Annotated in this window: 7 protein-coding genes; 3 read left to right on the forward strand and 4 right to left on the reverse strand. The window is 47.9% G+C overall.

Annotated features, from left to right (window positions below):
* Positions 1–417 precede the first annotated feature (417 nt).
* A complete protein-coding gene (locus QUB06_RS19455) occupies positions 418–5,910 on the forward strand; it encodes a response regulator (RefSeq protein ID WP_333436646.1) in 5,493 nt (1,830 codons plus the stop codon).
* 189 nt (positions 5,911–6,099) lie between these two features.
* On the opposite strand, the gene QUB06_RS19460 is transcribed toward QUB06_RS19455, so the two are convergent.
* From QUB06_RS19460 to QUB06_RS19475, 4 genes are all read right to left on the reverse strand, one after another.
* On the reverse strand, positions 6,100–6,807 hold the full coding sequence (locus QUB06_RS19460; RefSeq protein WP_041623339.1) for an ABC transporter ATP-binding protein: 708 nt from the start codon (positions 6,805–6,807) through the stop codon (positions 6,100–6,102).
* 61 nt (positions 6,808–6,868) lie between these two features.
* Positions 6,869–7,648 (reverse strand): ABC transporter ATP-binding protein, encoded by a 780-nt coding sequence (locus tag QUB06_RS19465; protein WP_333436647.1) that lies wholly within the window; start codon positions 7,646–7,648, stop codon positions 6,869–6,871.
* Between the two features lie 83 nt (positions 7,649–7,731).
* On the reverse strand, positions 7,732–8,547 hold the full coding sequence (locus tag QUB06_RS19470; protein WP_333436648.1) for an SAM-dependent methyltransferase: 816 nt from the start codon (positions 8,545–8,547) through the stop codon (positions 7,732–7,734).
* A gap of 144 nt (positions 8,548–8,691) precedes the next feature.
* On the reverse strand, positions 8,692–10,257 hold the full coding sequence (locus QUB06_RS19475; protein WP_333436649.1) for an ABC transporter permease subunit: 1,566 nt from the start codon (positions 10,255–10,257) through the stop codon (positions 8,692–8,694).
* A 251-nt stretch (positions 10,258–10,508) separates the two neighbouring features.
* Between QUB06_RS19475 and QUB06_RS19480 the strand changes: the two genes are divergently transcribed.
* Together QUB06_RS19480 and QUB06_RS19485 are read left to right on the forward strand one after the other, a co-directional pair.
* Positions 10,509–11,081, forward strand: coding sequence for a Uma2 family endonuclease (locus QUB06_RS19480; RefSeq protein WP_333436651.1), 573 nt, complete (start codon positions 10,509–10,511; stop codon positions 11,079–11,081).
* Between the two features lie 216 nt (positions 11,082–11,297).
* A complete protein-coding gene (locus QUB06_RS19485; RefSeq protein ID WP_333436650.1) occupies positions 11,298–15,734 on the forward strand; it encodes a nitric oxide synthase oxygenase in 4,437 nt (1,478 codons plus the stop codon).
* Positions 15,735–15,924: the final 190 nt, after the last annotated feature.

Consider the following 15,924-nt stretch of genomic DNA (forward strand, 5'->3'; position numbering starts at 1 on the left):
ACCTAAGTCGTCCTGTTGTGATTCCCCTCCTGTCGCTGGTAAATTGGTAGCGTGCAGGTATCTTGCCTCAAACAGAATGCGAGCGAGAGTTCCGTTGAGGGGCAGAAAGTAGGGTGCAGTCTAGACAATCGCAGAAATTCTTGCTCGTAAACCCGCAGCAGTTAGGCTAAGCGAGGAATTACCCGCCCGCCTTCATCTGGGCCCTCTGGCAGATAGCCTTGGTTCTGAAAGTCAGAAGCCGTCAATTATCAGGATATGGCACGGAATTAATTTTAAATGCCAAGATGCTGGAAGTATGGGTGAGTCTAATCGTACAGAAACTTTGAGGGCGCTTGGAAATCTCGCGGGTAAAGCCTCTCAATCAACCTGCTGCTCGCGATCGGGTTTTTCCAACAAATATCACTTTTATGCCCCCTGATGTTTATTCCCTCCCTCAGTCAGGTCATCAACCGCAATCCCCTCACTGTCACCCCTGAGACGCCCGTAGAAAAGGCGATCGAGCTGATGAGTAGCACAGGAGCCAGTTACGTCCTCGTGGTAGAACCGCGCGGGAATTCTCAATTCGGAAATCCCACGAACGGGACTTCCCCACAATTGCGAGAACAGTCGGGTTTCTACAACGGCATACCGCGTGTGGTACAAGCAGGAGGCAACGGGCTGCGTCTCAACGGCTCAAAAGCTCCCTATGCGGGCGGCCAGACAGTGCTGGGGATTTTTACAACGCGAGATATCGTACAGCTAAATTCGATCGGCGCTGCTTTGAGGGGATTTGCGATCGAGCAAATCATGATCCGAACCGTAACGGTAGCCCGAGAATCGGAAATTCCCGACTTTTTTGCCTTAGCAAATCTGCTGGAGAAAAATCAGATAAGCCATTTGCCCGTAGTCAGCGAGGCTGAAGAACTTGTCGGTTTAATTAGCTCTCAAAGCTTGGTGCAAATGTTGCAGGGAATTGGGGAATCGACACAAAAAGCAACTAGCAGCCCTTCGCCACCTGCGGCTTTCGCGTTCCCTCCGCCGCTGCCAATTGTGCATCAGAAAGTAGAGCTACCTGCAAGTTTAATTAAACTTTATCAAATCCCTCAAATAGCAGCTTCACGAATAATTCACGCTCCTTCTAATTCTTCGGTTCGCTATTTGGCGCAACTGATGTTTAGACACAATGTTAGTTATGTATTAATCACTGAAACCCCCGATCAACAATCGACTGGTGCGGCTCACAATTCCAAATTTACAAATCCCAACATTCACAAACTGGTTGGGGTGGTAAGTTCGCGGGATATCGTGCAGTTGCAGGCCCTGGGAAGAGACTCTAACAAAATTAGAGCGGGAGCAATTTGCAGCAGTTCGCCGCCGCTGGTGCGATCGCACTCTAGCCTCGAAGCAGCCGTTGCGCTGCTGCAAAAACACTACTGCCAGTTGCCTTTATTAGTCATCAACGAAACAAATCACCCGATCGGGATTATCAATCCTAAAACTATCCTTTTACAAGCGCTGGATTCAAAATCTCTGCATTCTGGCTTAATCGCTTTGCAGCGCCAGCTAGAATCTAGCCACGCTCAATACAAAAAACTCTCAGCAGAAATACAGCGGACAGCAGCAAATAGCCACGAGATGGCTGAAATTTCTCACCACAGTTTCGTAGAGCCGCCAAATCTCCCCCCTGCCGTCAACAATCAGGGGATTTGGGACTGGAATCTCGAAACAGATGAGTTTTTTTATTCGGCGCGGTGGCAAGAAATGCTGGGCTACCAAGAAGGGGAAATCTCGAATCGCCGATCCGAATGGTGGAGTCGCATCCACCGAGATGATATTGACTCGGTAAAGGCAGCTTTAGAAGAACACTTCGCCCAAAAGACACCGGATTTTGCAGCAGAATATCGGATGTACTGTAAAGACGGCAGCACTGTGTGGGTGCTGAACCGGGGTCAAGTTTTACGCAGCGCTACCGGCAAACCGCTGCGGGTAGTAGGAACTCATACAGATATTACTCCAAACAAGCAGTTTGAAGTCAAAAACCGCGAGCACGATCGAGAACAATTCCATCTATTTGACTCTTTGAAAGCAACAGTAATTTTCCACATAGATGCGGCGGGGGTTTGGAAATTTCTCAACCGCGCTTGGACGGAAATTACGAATTATGCGGTTTCCGAAAGTTTGCAAACTAATTTTTTAGAGTGGGTGCATCCAGATGAGCGCGAGCAATGTGCAAATTTATTGGAGTCTTTGCTGTCCGGGAAGTCGGAATTTGAACGGCGAGAAGTGCGATTTAAGTCTAAGTCTGTTTCGGAGAAAAACTCCTTGGGAATTCACAGTAATTCCGGCTTTGTTTCCGTGGAACTATTTGCCCAAGTCCGCCGGAATTCCCAAGGCGAAATAGCGGGAATTTTCGGGACTTTGCACGATGTCTGCAACCGCCTCGAAGGAGTTGAGGAACTGCGGGAAAGTGAGCGGGCAATTCGATCGCTCTACGAGGTAATGGTGAGCTCGGAAGGCTCTTTTGACGATCGAACGCTCCGGTTGCTGGCAATGGGCTGTAGTCAGTTTGGGATGGATATCGGGCTGTTGGGCAGGGTTTTGGGCGATCGCTACGAAGTGATTGCGGCTTATGTACCGGAAGATTTTCCCTTTGGATTTGCTAAAGGAGACGGTTTTGCTTTGAGCAGAACCTTTGAGCGAGAGGTTTTGCGATCGAGCGAACCTATTTCTGTCGAATCAGCCGGCACTACTCAGTGGCGCAACCACCCCGCCTACAGCGTCCGCAAGTTGGAGGCTTTTGTGGGGACGAGGGTAATAGTGCAAGGGCGAGTTTATGGTACTTTGAGCTTTACTTCCCGCACCACTAAATCTCCTTTTAAACCGCTGAATTTTGAAATTTTAAAGTTGATGGGCAATTACATCGGCGCAGAAATTGCCCGCGAAGAGCGAGAGCGAACTTTGCAACGTCAGTACCAGCGCGTTTTACTACTCAAACAAATTACTCAAAAAGTGCGATCGACCTTAGACACTCAAGAAATTTTTCAAACTACCGCCACCCAAATCGGCCGCGTATTTGGTGTCAATCGCTGTACAATTCACACCTATCTTTCCGAACCTTATCCCCACCTTCCTTGCGTCGCCGAATACTTAGAACCCGGTCACGCATCGGCTTTAGATTTAGAACTTTCTGTCACTTATAACCCCTACACAGAAAAACTCCTCGCTGAAGATATAGCCCTGGCATCTCCCGATGTGTTTGCCGATCCTTTGCTGGAATCTTCGGGGCCGATGTGCCGCCGCATCGGATTAAAATCTATGTTGGCGGTTCGCACTTCCTATCAAGGAGAACCGAATGGAATTATTACTTTGCACCAGTGCGATGCAACTCGCCAGTGGACTCCAGACGAAATTGAACTATTAGAAGATGTTGCCGCGCAAGTCGGAATTACCTTAGCTCAAGCACAACTTTTAGAAACCGAAGTTCAGCGACAGCGACAGTTAGCCGAGCAAAATGAAGCTTTGGAGCAAGCGCGACAAGCGGCGGAAGTTGCTAACAGAGCTAAGAGCGAATTTTTAGCGACTATGAGTCACGAAATCCGCACTCCGATGAATGCGGTCATCGGGATGACGGGCTTGCTGCTGGATATGGAACTAACTCCTGAACAGCGGGATTTTGTGGAGACAATTCGTACCAGCGGCGATGCTTTGCTGACTATTATTAACGATATTCTCGACTTTTCCAAGATTGAATCGGGAAAATTGGATTTGGAACGCAGTCCCTTCGAGCTGCAAAACTGTATAGAAGAATCTTTGGAATTACTGGCTCCGAGAGCCTCAGAAAAAGGTTTAGAGCTGGCTTACTTTATTGATGATTCTGTTCCGAAAAACATTTTAGGAGATGTCACGAGGCTGCGCCAAATTTTGGTAAATCTGCTGGGGAATGCAGTTAAGTTTACAGAATCGGGAGAAATTGTGGTGTGCTGTACGGCTAGGCAAATTGAACAGGTAGCTGCTAATGCTTCGCCGGAAAAAATTAATATTATAGAGCCACAAGCGCTAGTAATTAACCAGGGAGAGTTGGCACGTAGCAGACAATACGAGATTCAATTTGCTGTCCAAGATACGGGAATTGGCATTCCGCCAGACCGGATGGATCGCCTGTTTAAAGCTTTTTCGCAGGTGGATGCTTCGACAACGCGACATTACGGCGGGACGGGTTTGGGACTGGCTATCAGCCAGCGTTTGAGCGATATGATGGGCGGTACAATGTGGGTTGTCAGCCAGGTTGATCCGCGAAGTTCTAAGTCTCAACCGGGAGTTTCTGCCACCGGACAAAGTATCGCTGGAAGGTCGCCAGCAGAATTTACTCCGCCGTCGATATCGGGTTCGGGTTCGATTTTTTATTTCACGGTGACTGCTGAAGCGAATGACATCCGGGCTGAGGAAAAAAGGCCCGAATTCGCCGCTGGTAAGCGCTTGTTAATTGTTGAGCATCATGCCATTAATCGGCAAGTTTTGATCCGTCAGGCAGAGTCTTGGGGAATGATACCCGTGGCTGTAACTTCGGGTGCTGAGGCTTTGGAAATCATCAAAGGAAACTCGCCGCTCGATTTAGCTATTTTGGCGATGAATCTACCAGATATGGACGGTGTGGCTTTGGCTGTGGAGATTCGGAAATTTGAGCTGAGCAATTTCTCTGGCGGCGACGAGCAAAATCCGAATGTCATCGTTAAAAACTCTCGCAAAATAGCACTACCTTTGGTGCTGTTTACTTATTTAAGTAAGGCCGAAGTTTGGAAAAAACTTGAAACTACAGAAGTACATTTTTCTGCTTTTTTAACTAAGCCTTTAAAACAGTCCCAGTTTTATAATGTGTTGCTGCAAGTTTTTGGATATGTTACTGGCAGAAGCGGCAGGGGAGAAGTTTCACATGTGGTGACTTTGACTTCGGGATTGAAGTATTTTGAAAATTCTCAAGAACAGCACCGCGTGCAGCGGACGCCTGCTGTTTTGAGGCAGGTTGGGACCAATTCTCCCGGACAGGATGCAGCTAATTCTAGTCAGATTCGGATTTTGCTGGCTGAGGACAATGTGGTGAATCAAAAAGTCGCTACGCATTTACTCGACAGGATAGGATATCGCGCTGATATTGCGGCTAATGGGTTGGAGGTTTTGGAGGCGCTGAAGCGGCAATCTTACGATGTTGTGCTGATGGATGTGCAGATGCCGAACATGGACGGGTTGGAAGCGACGCGCCGCATTTGTCAGGAATGGCCTGCTAACAAGAAGCCGAGAATTATTGCGATGACTGCTAATGCGATGCAGGGCGATCGCGAAAAGTGTCTGGAAGCAGGTATGGACGATTATATTACTAAGCCGGTACGCCGGGAAGAGTTGGCGATCGCCTTGAGCAAGTGCTCACCTCTGATTCGGGATGAATTGGAGGTGGTTACTGAGCAAAACAATCAAGATATTTCTGATGACATTGACAGTGATACTGCTGGATATTCGAGCGTTCAACCGGGAGCCGATTCGCCGATTGATTTTCACATTTTGCAAAATCTCCGCGAGCTAGACGATGATGAAGACCCGGATTTTTTGGGGGAGCTGATTAAGATATATTTGCTAGACGCACCGCAACATTTAGAAACTATTAAGGAGGCTATTTTTCTCGGCGATGCTGATAGTTTGAAGCTGGCTTCTCACACGCTGAAGTCGAGCAGCGCCAATTTAGGAGCCGTGTCTTTTTCTGCTGTTTGCAAGGAGTTGGAGTATATGGGTCGCGCGGCGGTTGAGTCTGGAGGGGAACAGGTTTTTGATGTGAGTGCGGCGCGCGATCGCCTGTTGGAAGCCCAAGCGGAGTGGGAAAAGGTGCGGGCGGCTTTTGAGACGGAATTGGAAACGGGGAAGTTGCGATCGCAAATAGGGTAATTTGTTATATCAATTCCGGTTGCACTCTTCCGGAATTGTTGACTGTTGACTGTTGACTGTTGACTGTTTGAACAATAGCGATGCAACCGGAAACGATATTATTTGTTATTTGTTGGTTTTTGGCTGTTAGTTGTCAGTTTCAATAACCAATGTCCAATGCCCTGTTTGCCCAATGCCCAATGCCCCTATTTAACTTTCACCTAAATATGCTTTGCGAACAGTTTCATTTGACTGCAAATCGCTAGCACTACCAGCGACTACAACCTGACCGGTTTGGATAACATAGCCGCGGTGGGCTACACTTAAAGCCATGCGGGCGTTTTGTTCCACCAGTAAAATAGTTGTTCCTTCAGCATTAATATCGCGGACGATCGCAAAAATTTGACTGACTAACATCGGTGCCAATCCCATACTCGGCTCGTCCAATAATAACAAGCGGGGGCGCGACATCAAAGCCCGGGCGATCGCCAACATTTGCTGTTCGCCACCGCTGAGAGTTCCCCCTTTTTGACTAATTCTTTCTCGCAAACGAGGAAATAAATTTAATGCTTTTTCCATATCCGACTTGATACCGAGAGTATCGTTGCGGAGATAAGCACCCATTTCTAGGTTTTCTTGCACCGTCATTCGCGGAAAAATTAGCCGCCCTTCGGGACTTTGAGAAATCCCCAAACGGACGATCGCCTCTGTAGATAGTGCTTCTAAAGGCTTTCCCTCAAATAATACAGTGCCTTGGCGCGGGCGCAGCAGTCCTTGAATTGTCCGGAGAGTTGTAGTTTTCCCCGCCCCGTTGCTGCCGATTAATGTCACAACTTCTCCCTGCGAGACTGTTAGCGATACTCCTTTGAGGGCGTGTATATTTCCGTAGTAGGTGTGGATGTCTTTAATTTCCAACATAATTGCTCTTTGTGGGCTATCTTTACCTAAATTTTAATCAAAATATGGAGATATTTACCCATTAACCATGTGCATCTTCTTCTTTTCCCAAATATGCCTCAATTACGCGAGGATCTGAGCGAACTTCTGCCGGAGTTCCCTCAGCAATTTTAGTACCGTACTCCATTACACTCACGCGATCGCTAATTCCCATCACCACCTTCATATCATGTTCAATCAGCAAAATACTCAAATTCAATTCATCGCGAATCCGGTAAATAAAGCGAGTTAAATCAGCCGTTTCGTTCGGGTTCATCCCCGCCGTCGGTTCGTCTAAAAGCAGCACTTTCGGATCGGAAGCCAAAGCCCTGGCAATTTCCAATCTGCGCTGGTCGCCGTAGGAAAGGTTTTTTGCCAACTCCGACGCTTTAGAAGCACCTAAACCGACAAAATCCAGCATACTCCAGGCTTTTTTCTTAGCTTCCCGTTCCTCCAAAATCACAGCCGGAGGGCGGAGAATTGCACCCAACAAACCTGTTTTTAATCGGCAGTGTCTACCTACTAAAACATTATCCAGCACAGTCATGTTGTTAAACAAGCGGATATTTTGAAAAGTTCTAGCAATGCCGAAAGTTGTCAGGCGATCCGGCGGTAAACCCGTGATATTTTTATTTTCAAGTACCAACTGTCCCCCACTCGGTTTGTAGATACCCGTCAGCATATTAAAAAAAGTAGTTTTCCCCGCACCGTTGGGGCCGATCAAACTGGCGATCGATCCTTTTTCCAAGGTTAAACTCACCTGGTTGACCGCAGTCAAACCGCCGAATCGCATTGTAAGTTGTTGTGCTTCTAATAATGACATTGGGGTTGTGTTTCCTAATATTTTATAGTAGTGCGAGCGAGATACTCGCGAGGTTTCACGCAGGGGAATCAATTGGGAATATTTTAGGACATATTCTCTAACGTACAAACAAAATAAAACTTAAAAAGATTAGATTCTAGCGAACGGCGAGGGCGATATTGTGCCTGTAAATCGGCCGTCGCAAAGTTTTCAATAACTTTGAGATGGAGTTCGTCAGCCAAAGTTGCAATGTTTTCAAACCCAGTAATCCACGGTGCATACATACTTTCGTATTTATCTATATAATCATTGATATCTTGGTAGCCCGTCGTTCTCAAAATCACCTTTTCCGACATATAATCAAAGGACAATCGGAAATTATGAACATTGTCGCGAATTTTTTCTAATACAAATATTACCTCTTTTTTGTCAAGCAAGGTGGTGTTGCCTTCCCACAAAAAATATGTCGGTCGCTCGAAATCAAATTCACTCTGTTTCAGCAAGGAGATTAAACCGTCTTTTACGTAATCGCCGGGAAGGTAGCGAACATTAGCAGTAACTTTGTTAGCTTTGAGAGTTTCTTCTTTTAATTGAAGAGTCGCGGGGTCGTCTATTTCAAAATAAATCACTCCTTCTCCATTAATCCTAGCAGCGCGAGTATCCAAACCCGAACCTAAAATAACTACTTGTTTGCAACCTCCTAAAATGTGATTTGACAAAACATCATCAAAATATTTAGTCCGCAACTTAACCATTTCTTTAGCCGCAGGAGAGTTTTGAGCTATTTTTGCAGCTATTTCTTTTGTTTCCTCATTGAGCCAAATTTTTACTACATGATCAGTGTAGAGAGGAATTGCCTCTTCATTCTCTTCGGCTCTAAATTCCGCAACGATAAAAGCAGTACCAGTTACATTCTTCATGGCTAATCTTTCACCCTTACTAAGTAGTTGGTTACAAATAAACGTTAGATGGGGACGGGGGTGTTTATACCCCTAAACTCCCTTGCATCCTAGATTCTTAGCTAAACCTGCCTACAAAATACTATGGTTTTTGCCCTTACCTACTTATTGACTTCTCGCATCGGCTAAAGACTCATTGCTCGCTTCAGCATCCGAATGCAGTTCAGCTTGGTGTATCTTATCAGGAATCAGCCCCTCCGGCCGCACGAGCATCATGACAACAAGAGTTAGACCGAATAGAAATAAGCGCATTTGAATCGGGTCTAAACTGGTTGCCAGAAAGTCTCGCAACTGGGGAATTGCAATCCTGGGGAGTACAAAAGTATTCAGAAAACCCTTCAGGACTTGCGCTAATTGTGGCAGATAAAGCCGATCGGCAGACATGATAATGATAGCGCCCAAAATCACCCCGGTCATGTTGCCCAAACCGCCTAAAATCACCATACACAGGATGATTACCGACACCGAGAAATCGAAAACGCTGGGAAAAATCGCGCTGATATAGGCGGCGTAAAACGCGCCTGCAAAGCCCGAAAACGTCGCTCCCATCGCAAAAGCCGAAAGTTTGGTTTTGACGAGGTTAATGCCCATCGCACTAGCCGCTAATTCATCTTCGCGCATGGCATTCCACGCCCTCCCCAAGCGGGAATCTCGCAGCCGCGAAATCATGAAGTAAGCGAAGACAACTAGCAGCAAAATTAGGTAGTACCAGGGAAAGTAGTTGCCGGTGCTGAAAGTGCCGACAATGGGGAGAGATGGACGCCCGATCGGGTTTATGCCCGCTTCGCCACCGGTGAGGTTAAAAGGTCGATCGCACCCAACCAGACACAGCACCAACTCTGGTTTCCCCAACAGGGAAGCAACAATCTTCGAGACTGGTTCGTCAATCCGAATCGCCGTTAAATTCCTAAACACAACCGGGATAATTTCGCCAAAACCGAGGGTAACAATCGCCAAATAGTCGCCCTTGAGCCGAAGTGTCGGAATACCCAGGATTACACCCGCGATCGCAGCTACACCGGCGGCGATCGGCAATACCACCCAAAAATTCCAAGTAATATTTAACTGCCCAGAAGATAGCAAAGCCGTCGTGTAAGCGCCGATCGCAAAAAACGCCGCATATCCCAAATCCAACAAACCCGCAAAACCCACCGTAATATTCAAACCCAGCGCCAGCATAATAAAGATTTGAATCTGTACTACAGTAGCAATCCAGCCAGTCTGAGCCTGAATGTCGATAAACGGAAACAGAATTAGAATAAAAGCTAATGTCACTAGAGTTGCCAGCCGCTGGCGTTCTCCCTGCAAACCCTGCAAAGCACCCATTAACGTAGCTGTCAAAATTGCGATCGTCAAACTGCAAATTCCGTACAGCAGCGTCGTCGGCAAAGCCACAGCCGATTGCCCAGAAAAAGGTCTAATCAAAACCCCTTCTACCACACTTGCAATTAATAGCCAAACTCCCAATCCTAATCCCGCTAAACTGCCGATAGTCGCACCCATTTTCGGGCTGTAAACCTTCTGCTCCCGACAGCTAATAAAGCCCGCCGCCGTACCCATCAGCCAGCCGATCACGGTGCCACTCCAACCGCCGAATAACAAAACAGTCAAAGAGGCGATCGCCCCTAAAATACCAGTCGATTTAATTGCTTTAATTATTTTTTTTGACATAGGAAGAAGTTATGAGTCATTAGTCAGTAGTTAGAGGAAAGAATGCTAGGAATCGCAGTTTATAGATGCGACTGACGCGAGCCGTGCCAAATTCTGCCTCAATGAATGTGATCGACTGCTTATCGTGGAAACAGTCGATCGGGCTAGCTACAGTTTAGAGTCTTTTGAGTTCGATTATTGCACCAAAAGTGACGAAACTTCAAATATACTGGAACTGTTACCCCAACACACTTCAAACGGGCGATCGCTATATGGTACAAGCACCTCAAAAAACTATCAGCCTGGACGAGTTTTTGCAACTCCCAGAAACCAAACCCGCTAGCGAATACATCAAAGGTGCGATCGTCCAAAAACCTATGCCACAAGGAAAACACAGCAAACTACAAGGCAGACTCGTAACAGTCACCAACGACATCGCAGAGAAACCGCAAATTGCCCTAGCCCTACCAGAACTTCGCTGCACCTTTGGCGGACGTTCTATTGTCCCCGATGTCGCGATTTTTGTTTGGAATCGCATTCCGCTAGACGCTGACGGCGAAATTGCCAATACATTTAATGCTCACCCAGACTGGACAATAGAAATATTGTCCCCAGCCCAAAGCCAAACCAAAGTCACAAACAATATTTTGCACTGTTTGAATGCCGGTTGTCAGATGGGTTGGTTGCTCGATCCCGATGAAAAAAACATTTTAGCCTATCCCGCAAGGCAGCAGCCTATTTCCTTGCAAGAACCAACAGATATACTTCCGATGCCCAAATTTATGCCGGAAATGCAGTTGACTTTAGGCGAAGTTTTTGGCTGGCTAAAACCAGGTAATATTTAATTGGGCTTACTCTATTGCACTCAATTGAGAAGCGCTATGTTACACTTGCAAATAAAAGTTCAATGGTGCAGATCGCCCCATTGATTATTTTTTTAGTAGTATGAAGATTAGGACGAGCGAACGCTGCCTATTATTCATACTTAACATATATATTTTAAGCTTTTGCTGCATGGGTAGCCAGCTTGTTCTCCTTACATAATTCTTCACCCTAGTAGTATGTACGACAATCAACGAATTATCCACTTGACCGAAGTCTCGGCGACCGATTTCCCCGCTTCCGACAACTACAAGTACAAGTGCCGCGTGCAGATGCTCTCGGATGAGGGACAACCTTTGTTGCAAAAGGATTCCTTTAGCCGCAAGCAACCAAGCTGGTTATTGGATTTGAAAAACCAGGGAGACTGCACGATCGCAATTACCCTATGCTACCGGGAAGGGGACATCACTCAGCCTTGGCAAGATGCGGCAACCGTGACATTGGCAACACAGGATTGCCTCAATGGTGAAAGCAGCGCCGAGTTAGAATTTCCGATCGCGAACTGGAATCTCGCACCTCAGTTGAAGCTGAAAACTCGCCTCACCCAAAGTACCAGTGAGGGAAGTAGCAGCACACTGACGCTGTTGGGACAGAACGAAAATCGTCGCCTCCACACGGCAGGAACTCAGAGCAACGGCAAAACTGAATTCGAGATGCCCGAAGCAGTTTCCCTCACACCGCAAGAGGAAGTCATTGTCAAAGATGTGTGGAACAAGCTGCGGGCGTGGAAAGAATTGCAAATGGAAAAGTTCATGAAGCGCCTCTTGCTGGAGGAGCCAGAACTAGAGTACATTTTCGGGGAAGCACTCGACAGCATCAACGACTACTTCTATGAATTCTTTGACTGTTGCGTACATCAGCTTCAGCCTTATACCCAGAACATCGTTACCGAACCCTTAATGGGTGTGCCTCCAGAAAAAGGGGATAGCTTCGATTCGCTTGAGGATTACGGAGCGCTGTTTGCCGATGTGGGGATGCGTCCTCATCACTGGTTGAAGGCGCGGCAGGTGTGGATGTGGATGCTGCCGTCGATTCCGTATCTAGAAGAGTACGATCGCGAAAATCTAGCACAAGGAACCCAATCTGCTGTTTACCGCTTTTTCAACAGCCATGTGATTGTGCCAATGGTGGCAGCAATGCGTCGCTATGAGGAAGCTCTGTCTCCCCAACTGTTGCAACGGATGGCAGACTCCTGGGATGTGTTCGCTCAGAACAAACGGGAAATGGGGATAGTGTTTTATCAAACCATGTTTGAGAAGTATCCTTTTGTATTGCCGATTTTCGGACGGAGCGACATGGATTATCTGTCTATTCACCTGTTCCAGTCGCTAGAATTTCTCATGCGCTGCCTCAGAAGTGAGAGTAGCGATGACATGATGCGGGAATTACGCTTTTTAGGACAGGTACATAGCAGCGCCGGAGTGCCATCCTGTGCCTATCCGGCTATTTCCGATACCATGTTTATGCTGTTTGAGAAATATGTGCCGGACTTTTCGCCAGAGTTACGCCAAGCGTGGCAGACGTTGTTCGATCGCGTTACGAATATCATCAAGCTGCCCATGCTAAATGAGGAGCGATTGCTCAAAAAAGCAAAGCAATATTTGGATCAGATTGCAACCGAGCAGGAATGGGAACCGGAGGATCGGGCGCGGCGTTGGGTAGAAATTCAGGAGGAAGTGAATGCGACCGGCACTTACACTCACACCTATGAAGAATTAGCGTATGGGGCGCAGTTGTCGTGGCGCAATGCTTCCAAGTGTATTGCTCGAATTCAGTGGAATAATATGGTAGTGCGCGATCGCCGCCATGTCACCGACCCCGACGAGATGTTTCGCGAGTTAGAAGAACACCTGCGAGCTGCCACCAACGGCGGCAATATTCAAATTACGATGACCGTCTTCCGTCCCAAACAGCCGAAGGAACGCTGGGGACCGCGCATCTGGAATTCCCAACTAATTCGCTATGCTGCTTATGAGCAACCGGACGGGAGTTTTATAGGCGATCGCGCCAACTTTGATCTGACCAAAGCGATTATGAAGCTAGGCTGGCAACCACCGGAACCACGCACGCCCTACGATATCCTGCCTTTGGTGATCGAAGCTGCCGGAATGGAGCCAAAGCTCTATAAGTTTAATGATGATGATGTACTGGAAGTGGAAATTGAGCATCCCACGATTCCAGAGTTCAAGTCGCTCGGCTTTCGGTGGTACGCCATCCCAGCCATCAGCAACTTCCGCATGGACATTGGCGGCGTTACCTACGGCTGCCTCCCCTTCAATGGCTGGTACATGGGTACTGAGATTATGCGGGATTTCTTGGAAGATTGGCGCTACGACAAGACGGAGGACATCGCCAGAATTCTCAAGCTGGATACCAGTTCTGAGCAAACCTTGTGGCGCGATCGCGTGGCGCTGGAACTCAACATCGCTATCTTATACTCGTTCCAGAAAGCCAAAGTTTCGATGGTGGATCACCAGACTGCCTCTAAACAGTTCCTTGCCCACGACTTGCGCGAAAAGAAAGCGGGACGCGAGTGTCCGGGAGATGCGGGTTGGATTGTACCACCCGCCGGAGGGAGTACCTGCCCGGTCTGGCATCACCAGATGCGCGACTTTTACCTAGACCCTGCCTATCACCATGCTGCCGACCGCTGGGCAGTCGAAGACGGCATTGACCTGGAAAAATTCCTCACCACTACCGATGAGGGCGACAATAAGCAAGACCGCATCCTGATTCTCTACGCTTCCGAGACTGGTACTGCCGAGGGCTTTGCGCGGAAAGCTGCCCGCCAACTCCAGCGTTACAAAGCGAAAGTGATGGCACTGGATGAATGCAACGCCGATACCCTTGCCTCTGAAAAGCTCCTCCTTATCGTTACGTCCACCTTTGCCAATGGCGAAATGCCCGGAAACGGCAAGAAATTCCTCCAGTGGTTGAAGAAACAGCCGACGGGTTCGCTTGAGGGGTTGAGCTATTCTGTACTAGGAATTGGCAGCACCGTTTACGAACACTTCTGTGCCGCCGGAATTTCGGTAGATAAGGCACTCGCGAAGCTAGGGGCTAACCGCATTGTGCCGCTGCACAAAGGGGATGAAATTAAGGGACAAGCCGACACCTTCAAACAGTGGTTAGGACTCGTCTCCCGCGTGTTAGGTGAGGATGTCACCGCCGCCGATGCCACAACCTCAGCCGCACCGAAGCTGAACGTGACGTTCTTGAGTGAGACAGAAGCGGCAAATGTTGCACCTGTGGCAGTGAGTGGCGATAGAGGTATCGAAGTTCCTGTCGTTGCAAATCGAGAACTGCTCTTAGAAGTGATTCCTGGCAGTCGTTCTACTCGTTATATAGTATTTGATATTTCCGATCGCGATTTGCAATACGAGACGGGCGATCACGTTGCCGTTTATCCTTGCAATCCACCGGAATTAGTACAACGGTTGTGCGATCGCCTTTCAGTCGCGCCCAACACCTATTTCACGGCTGGTTACGTAACACCAGATGGCACTCAGATAGAGGACAAACCCCCCATTGCCGTCCCAACAACCGTAGGTCAGGTTCTCTCCGAAGAACTCGATCTAGCTTTGCGGGAACCGTTCAACGAACTGCTTGCCTACCTGTACTCCGTAGCCCAAAATCCCCAGGAGAAACATCGCCTAGAAACCTGGCTGGAGATTCTCCGACAAGCAGACGACAATCCCGACAGCGTTTTGCTCAAGAAAACGATCGCGGATAACTTTATGAGTGTTGTCGATCTGTTCGATGAGTTTCCCTCGGCAGAGATTACCCTCGCGGCTTTACTGGAGTTGCTACCAAAGCAAAAGCCTCGCCTCTATTCGATTTCCTCCTCTCCCCTGCTTCACCCTCAGCACCTACAAATCACCGTTGGGGTGCTACAAATCAAAACGGACGCAGGCAAAGCCCGTCAAGGACTCTGTTCAAACTACCTAGCTGGACTGGAACCGGGCGCGAAGGTTCGCATCGGTGTCCGCACTTCTAGCTTCCGTCCGCCTAGCGAACTCGATGCACCGATGCTGATGGTAGGGCCCGGTACGGGAGTCTCTCCACTAATTGCTTTCCTCCAGTATCGGGACGCTTTGTTGCAGCAAGGACAACCCTTGGGCGATGCTACCCTATACTTTGGCTGTCGCAATCACAATGACTTCCTCTATCAGGAGCAGATGCAGACGTGGCAGCATCAAGGCGTCCTTTCTGGTTTAGAAGTAGCATTCTCCCGTCTTGACGACCAAAAGCTTTATGTGCAAAACCTGATGCAGCAGAAATCCCAGGATGTCTGGAAACAGCTAAGTCATCCCAAGTGCCATTACTACGTTTGTGGGGATGCGAAGATGGCGGATGATGTGTTTGAAGTGATGCTCTCTATTGCCAAAACCGAAGGCGGTTTATCTCACCCCGAAGCCGTCGGTTTCTTTGACAAGATGAAGCAAGAAAAGCGCTTCACGAGCGATGTTTGGGGCGTGCAGTTGAACTTCAAACAAGCCATCAAACAGTTGCAAAAAGATAACTACTCTAAAGCCGAAGGGTGGCTAATTCGGGTGCAGCAGCCAGGTGACAGTGAAGCACCAGTTAAGGAATTGGTGCAACCGTTAACTGTCTAAAATTTGGGACTACAAGTATTAGGAAAAGGAGCTAGAAGCGAGACTTCCAGCTCCTTAATTTTGTTGAAATTGATTGATAACATGAAAAGTTGTCGCTACAGAAAAATTTACCATTATACCATTTTTTTAAAGATGTGATAGAGATAAAGCCTGTAAAATCCAGGACCATCCGGTGAGAAATCCAATGACG

The sequence above is a fragment of the Microcoleus sp. D2_18a_D3 genome, from assembly GCF_036702455.1.
GTDB lineage: Bacteria > Cyanobacteriota > Cyanobacteriia > Cyanobacteriales > Microcoleaceae > Microcoleus.

Coding starts and splice junctions, on each gene's coding strand:
- QUB06_RS19485 (WP_333436650.1), top strand. CDS start 11,298: ATGTACGACAATCAACGAATTATCCACTTGACCGAAGTCTCGGCGACC.
- QUB06_RS19455 (WP_333436646.1), top strand. CDS start 418: ATGTTTATTCCCTCCCTCAGTCAGGTCATCAACCGCAATCCCCTCACT.
- QUB06_RS19465 (WP_333436647.1), bottom strand. CDS start 7,648: ATGTCATTATTAGAAGCACAACAACTTACAATGCGATTCGGCGGTTTG.
- QUB06_RS19470 (WP_333436648.1), bottom strand. CDS start 8,547: ATGAAGAATGTAACTGGTACTGCTTTTATCGTTGCGGAATTTAGAGCC.
- QUB06_RS19480 (WP_333436651.1), top strand. CDS start 10,509: ATGGTACAAGCACCTCAAAAAACTATCAGCCTGGACGAGTTTTTGCAA.
- QUB06_RS19475 (WP_333436649.1), bottom strand. CDS start 10,257: ATGTCAAAAAAAATAATTAAAGCAATTAAATCGACTGGTATTTTAGGG.
- QUB06_RS19460 (WP_041623339.1), bottom strand. CDS start 6,807: ATGTTGGAAATTAAAGACATCCACACCTACTACGGAAATATACACGCC.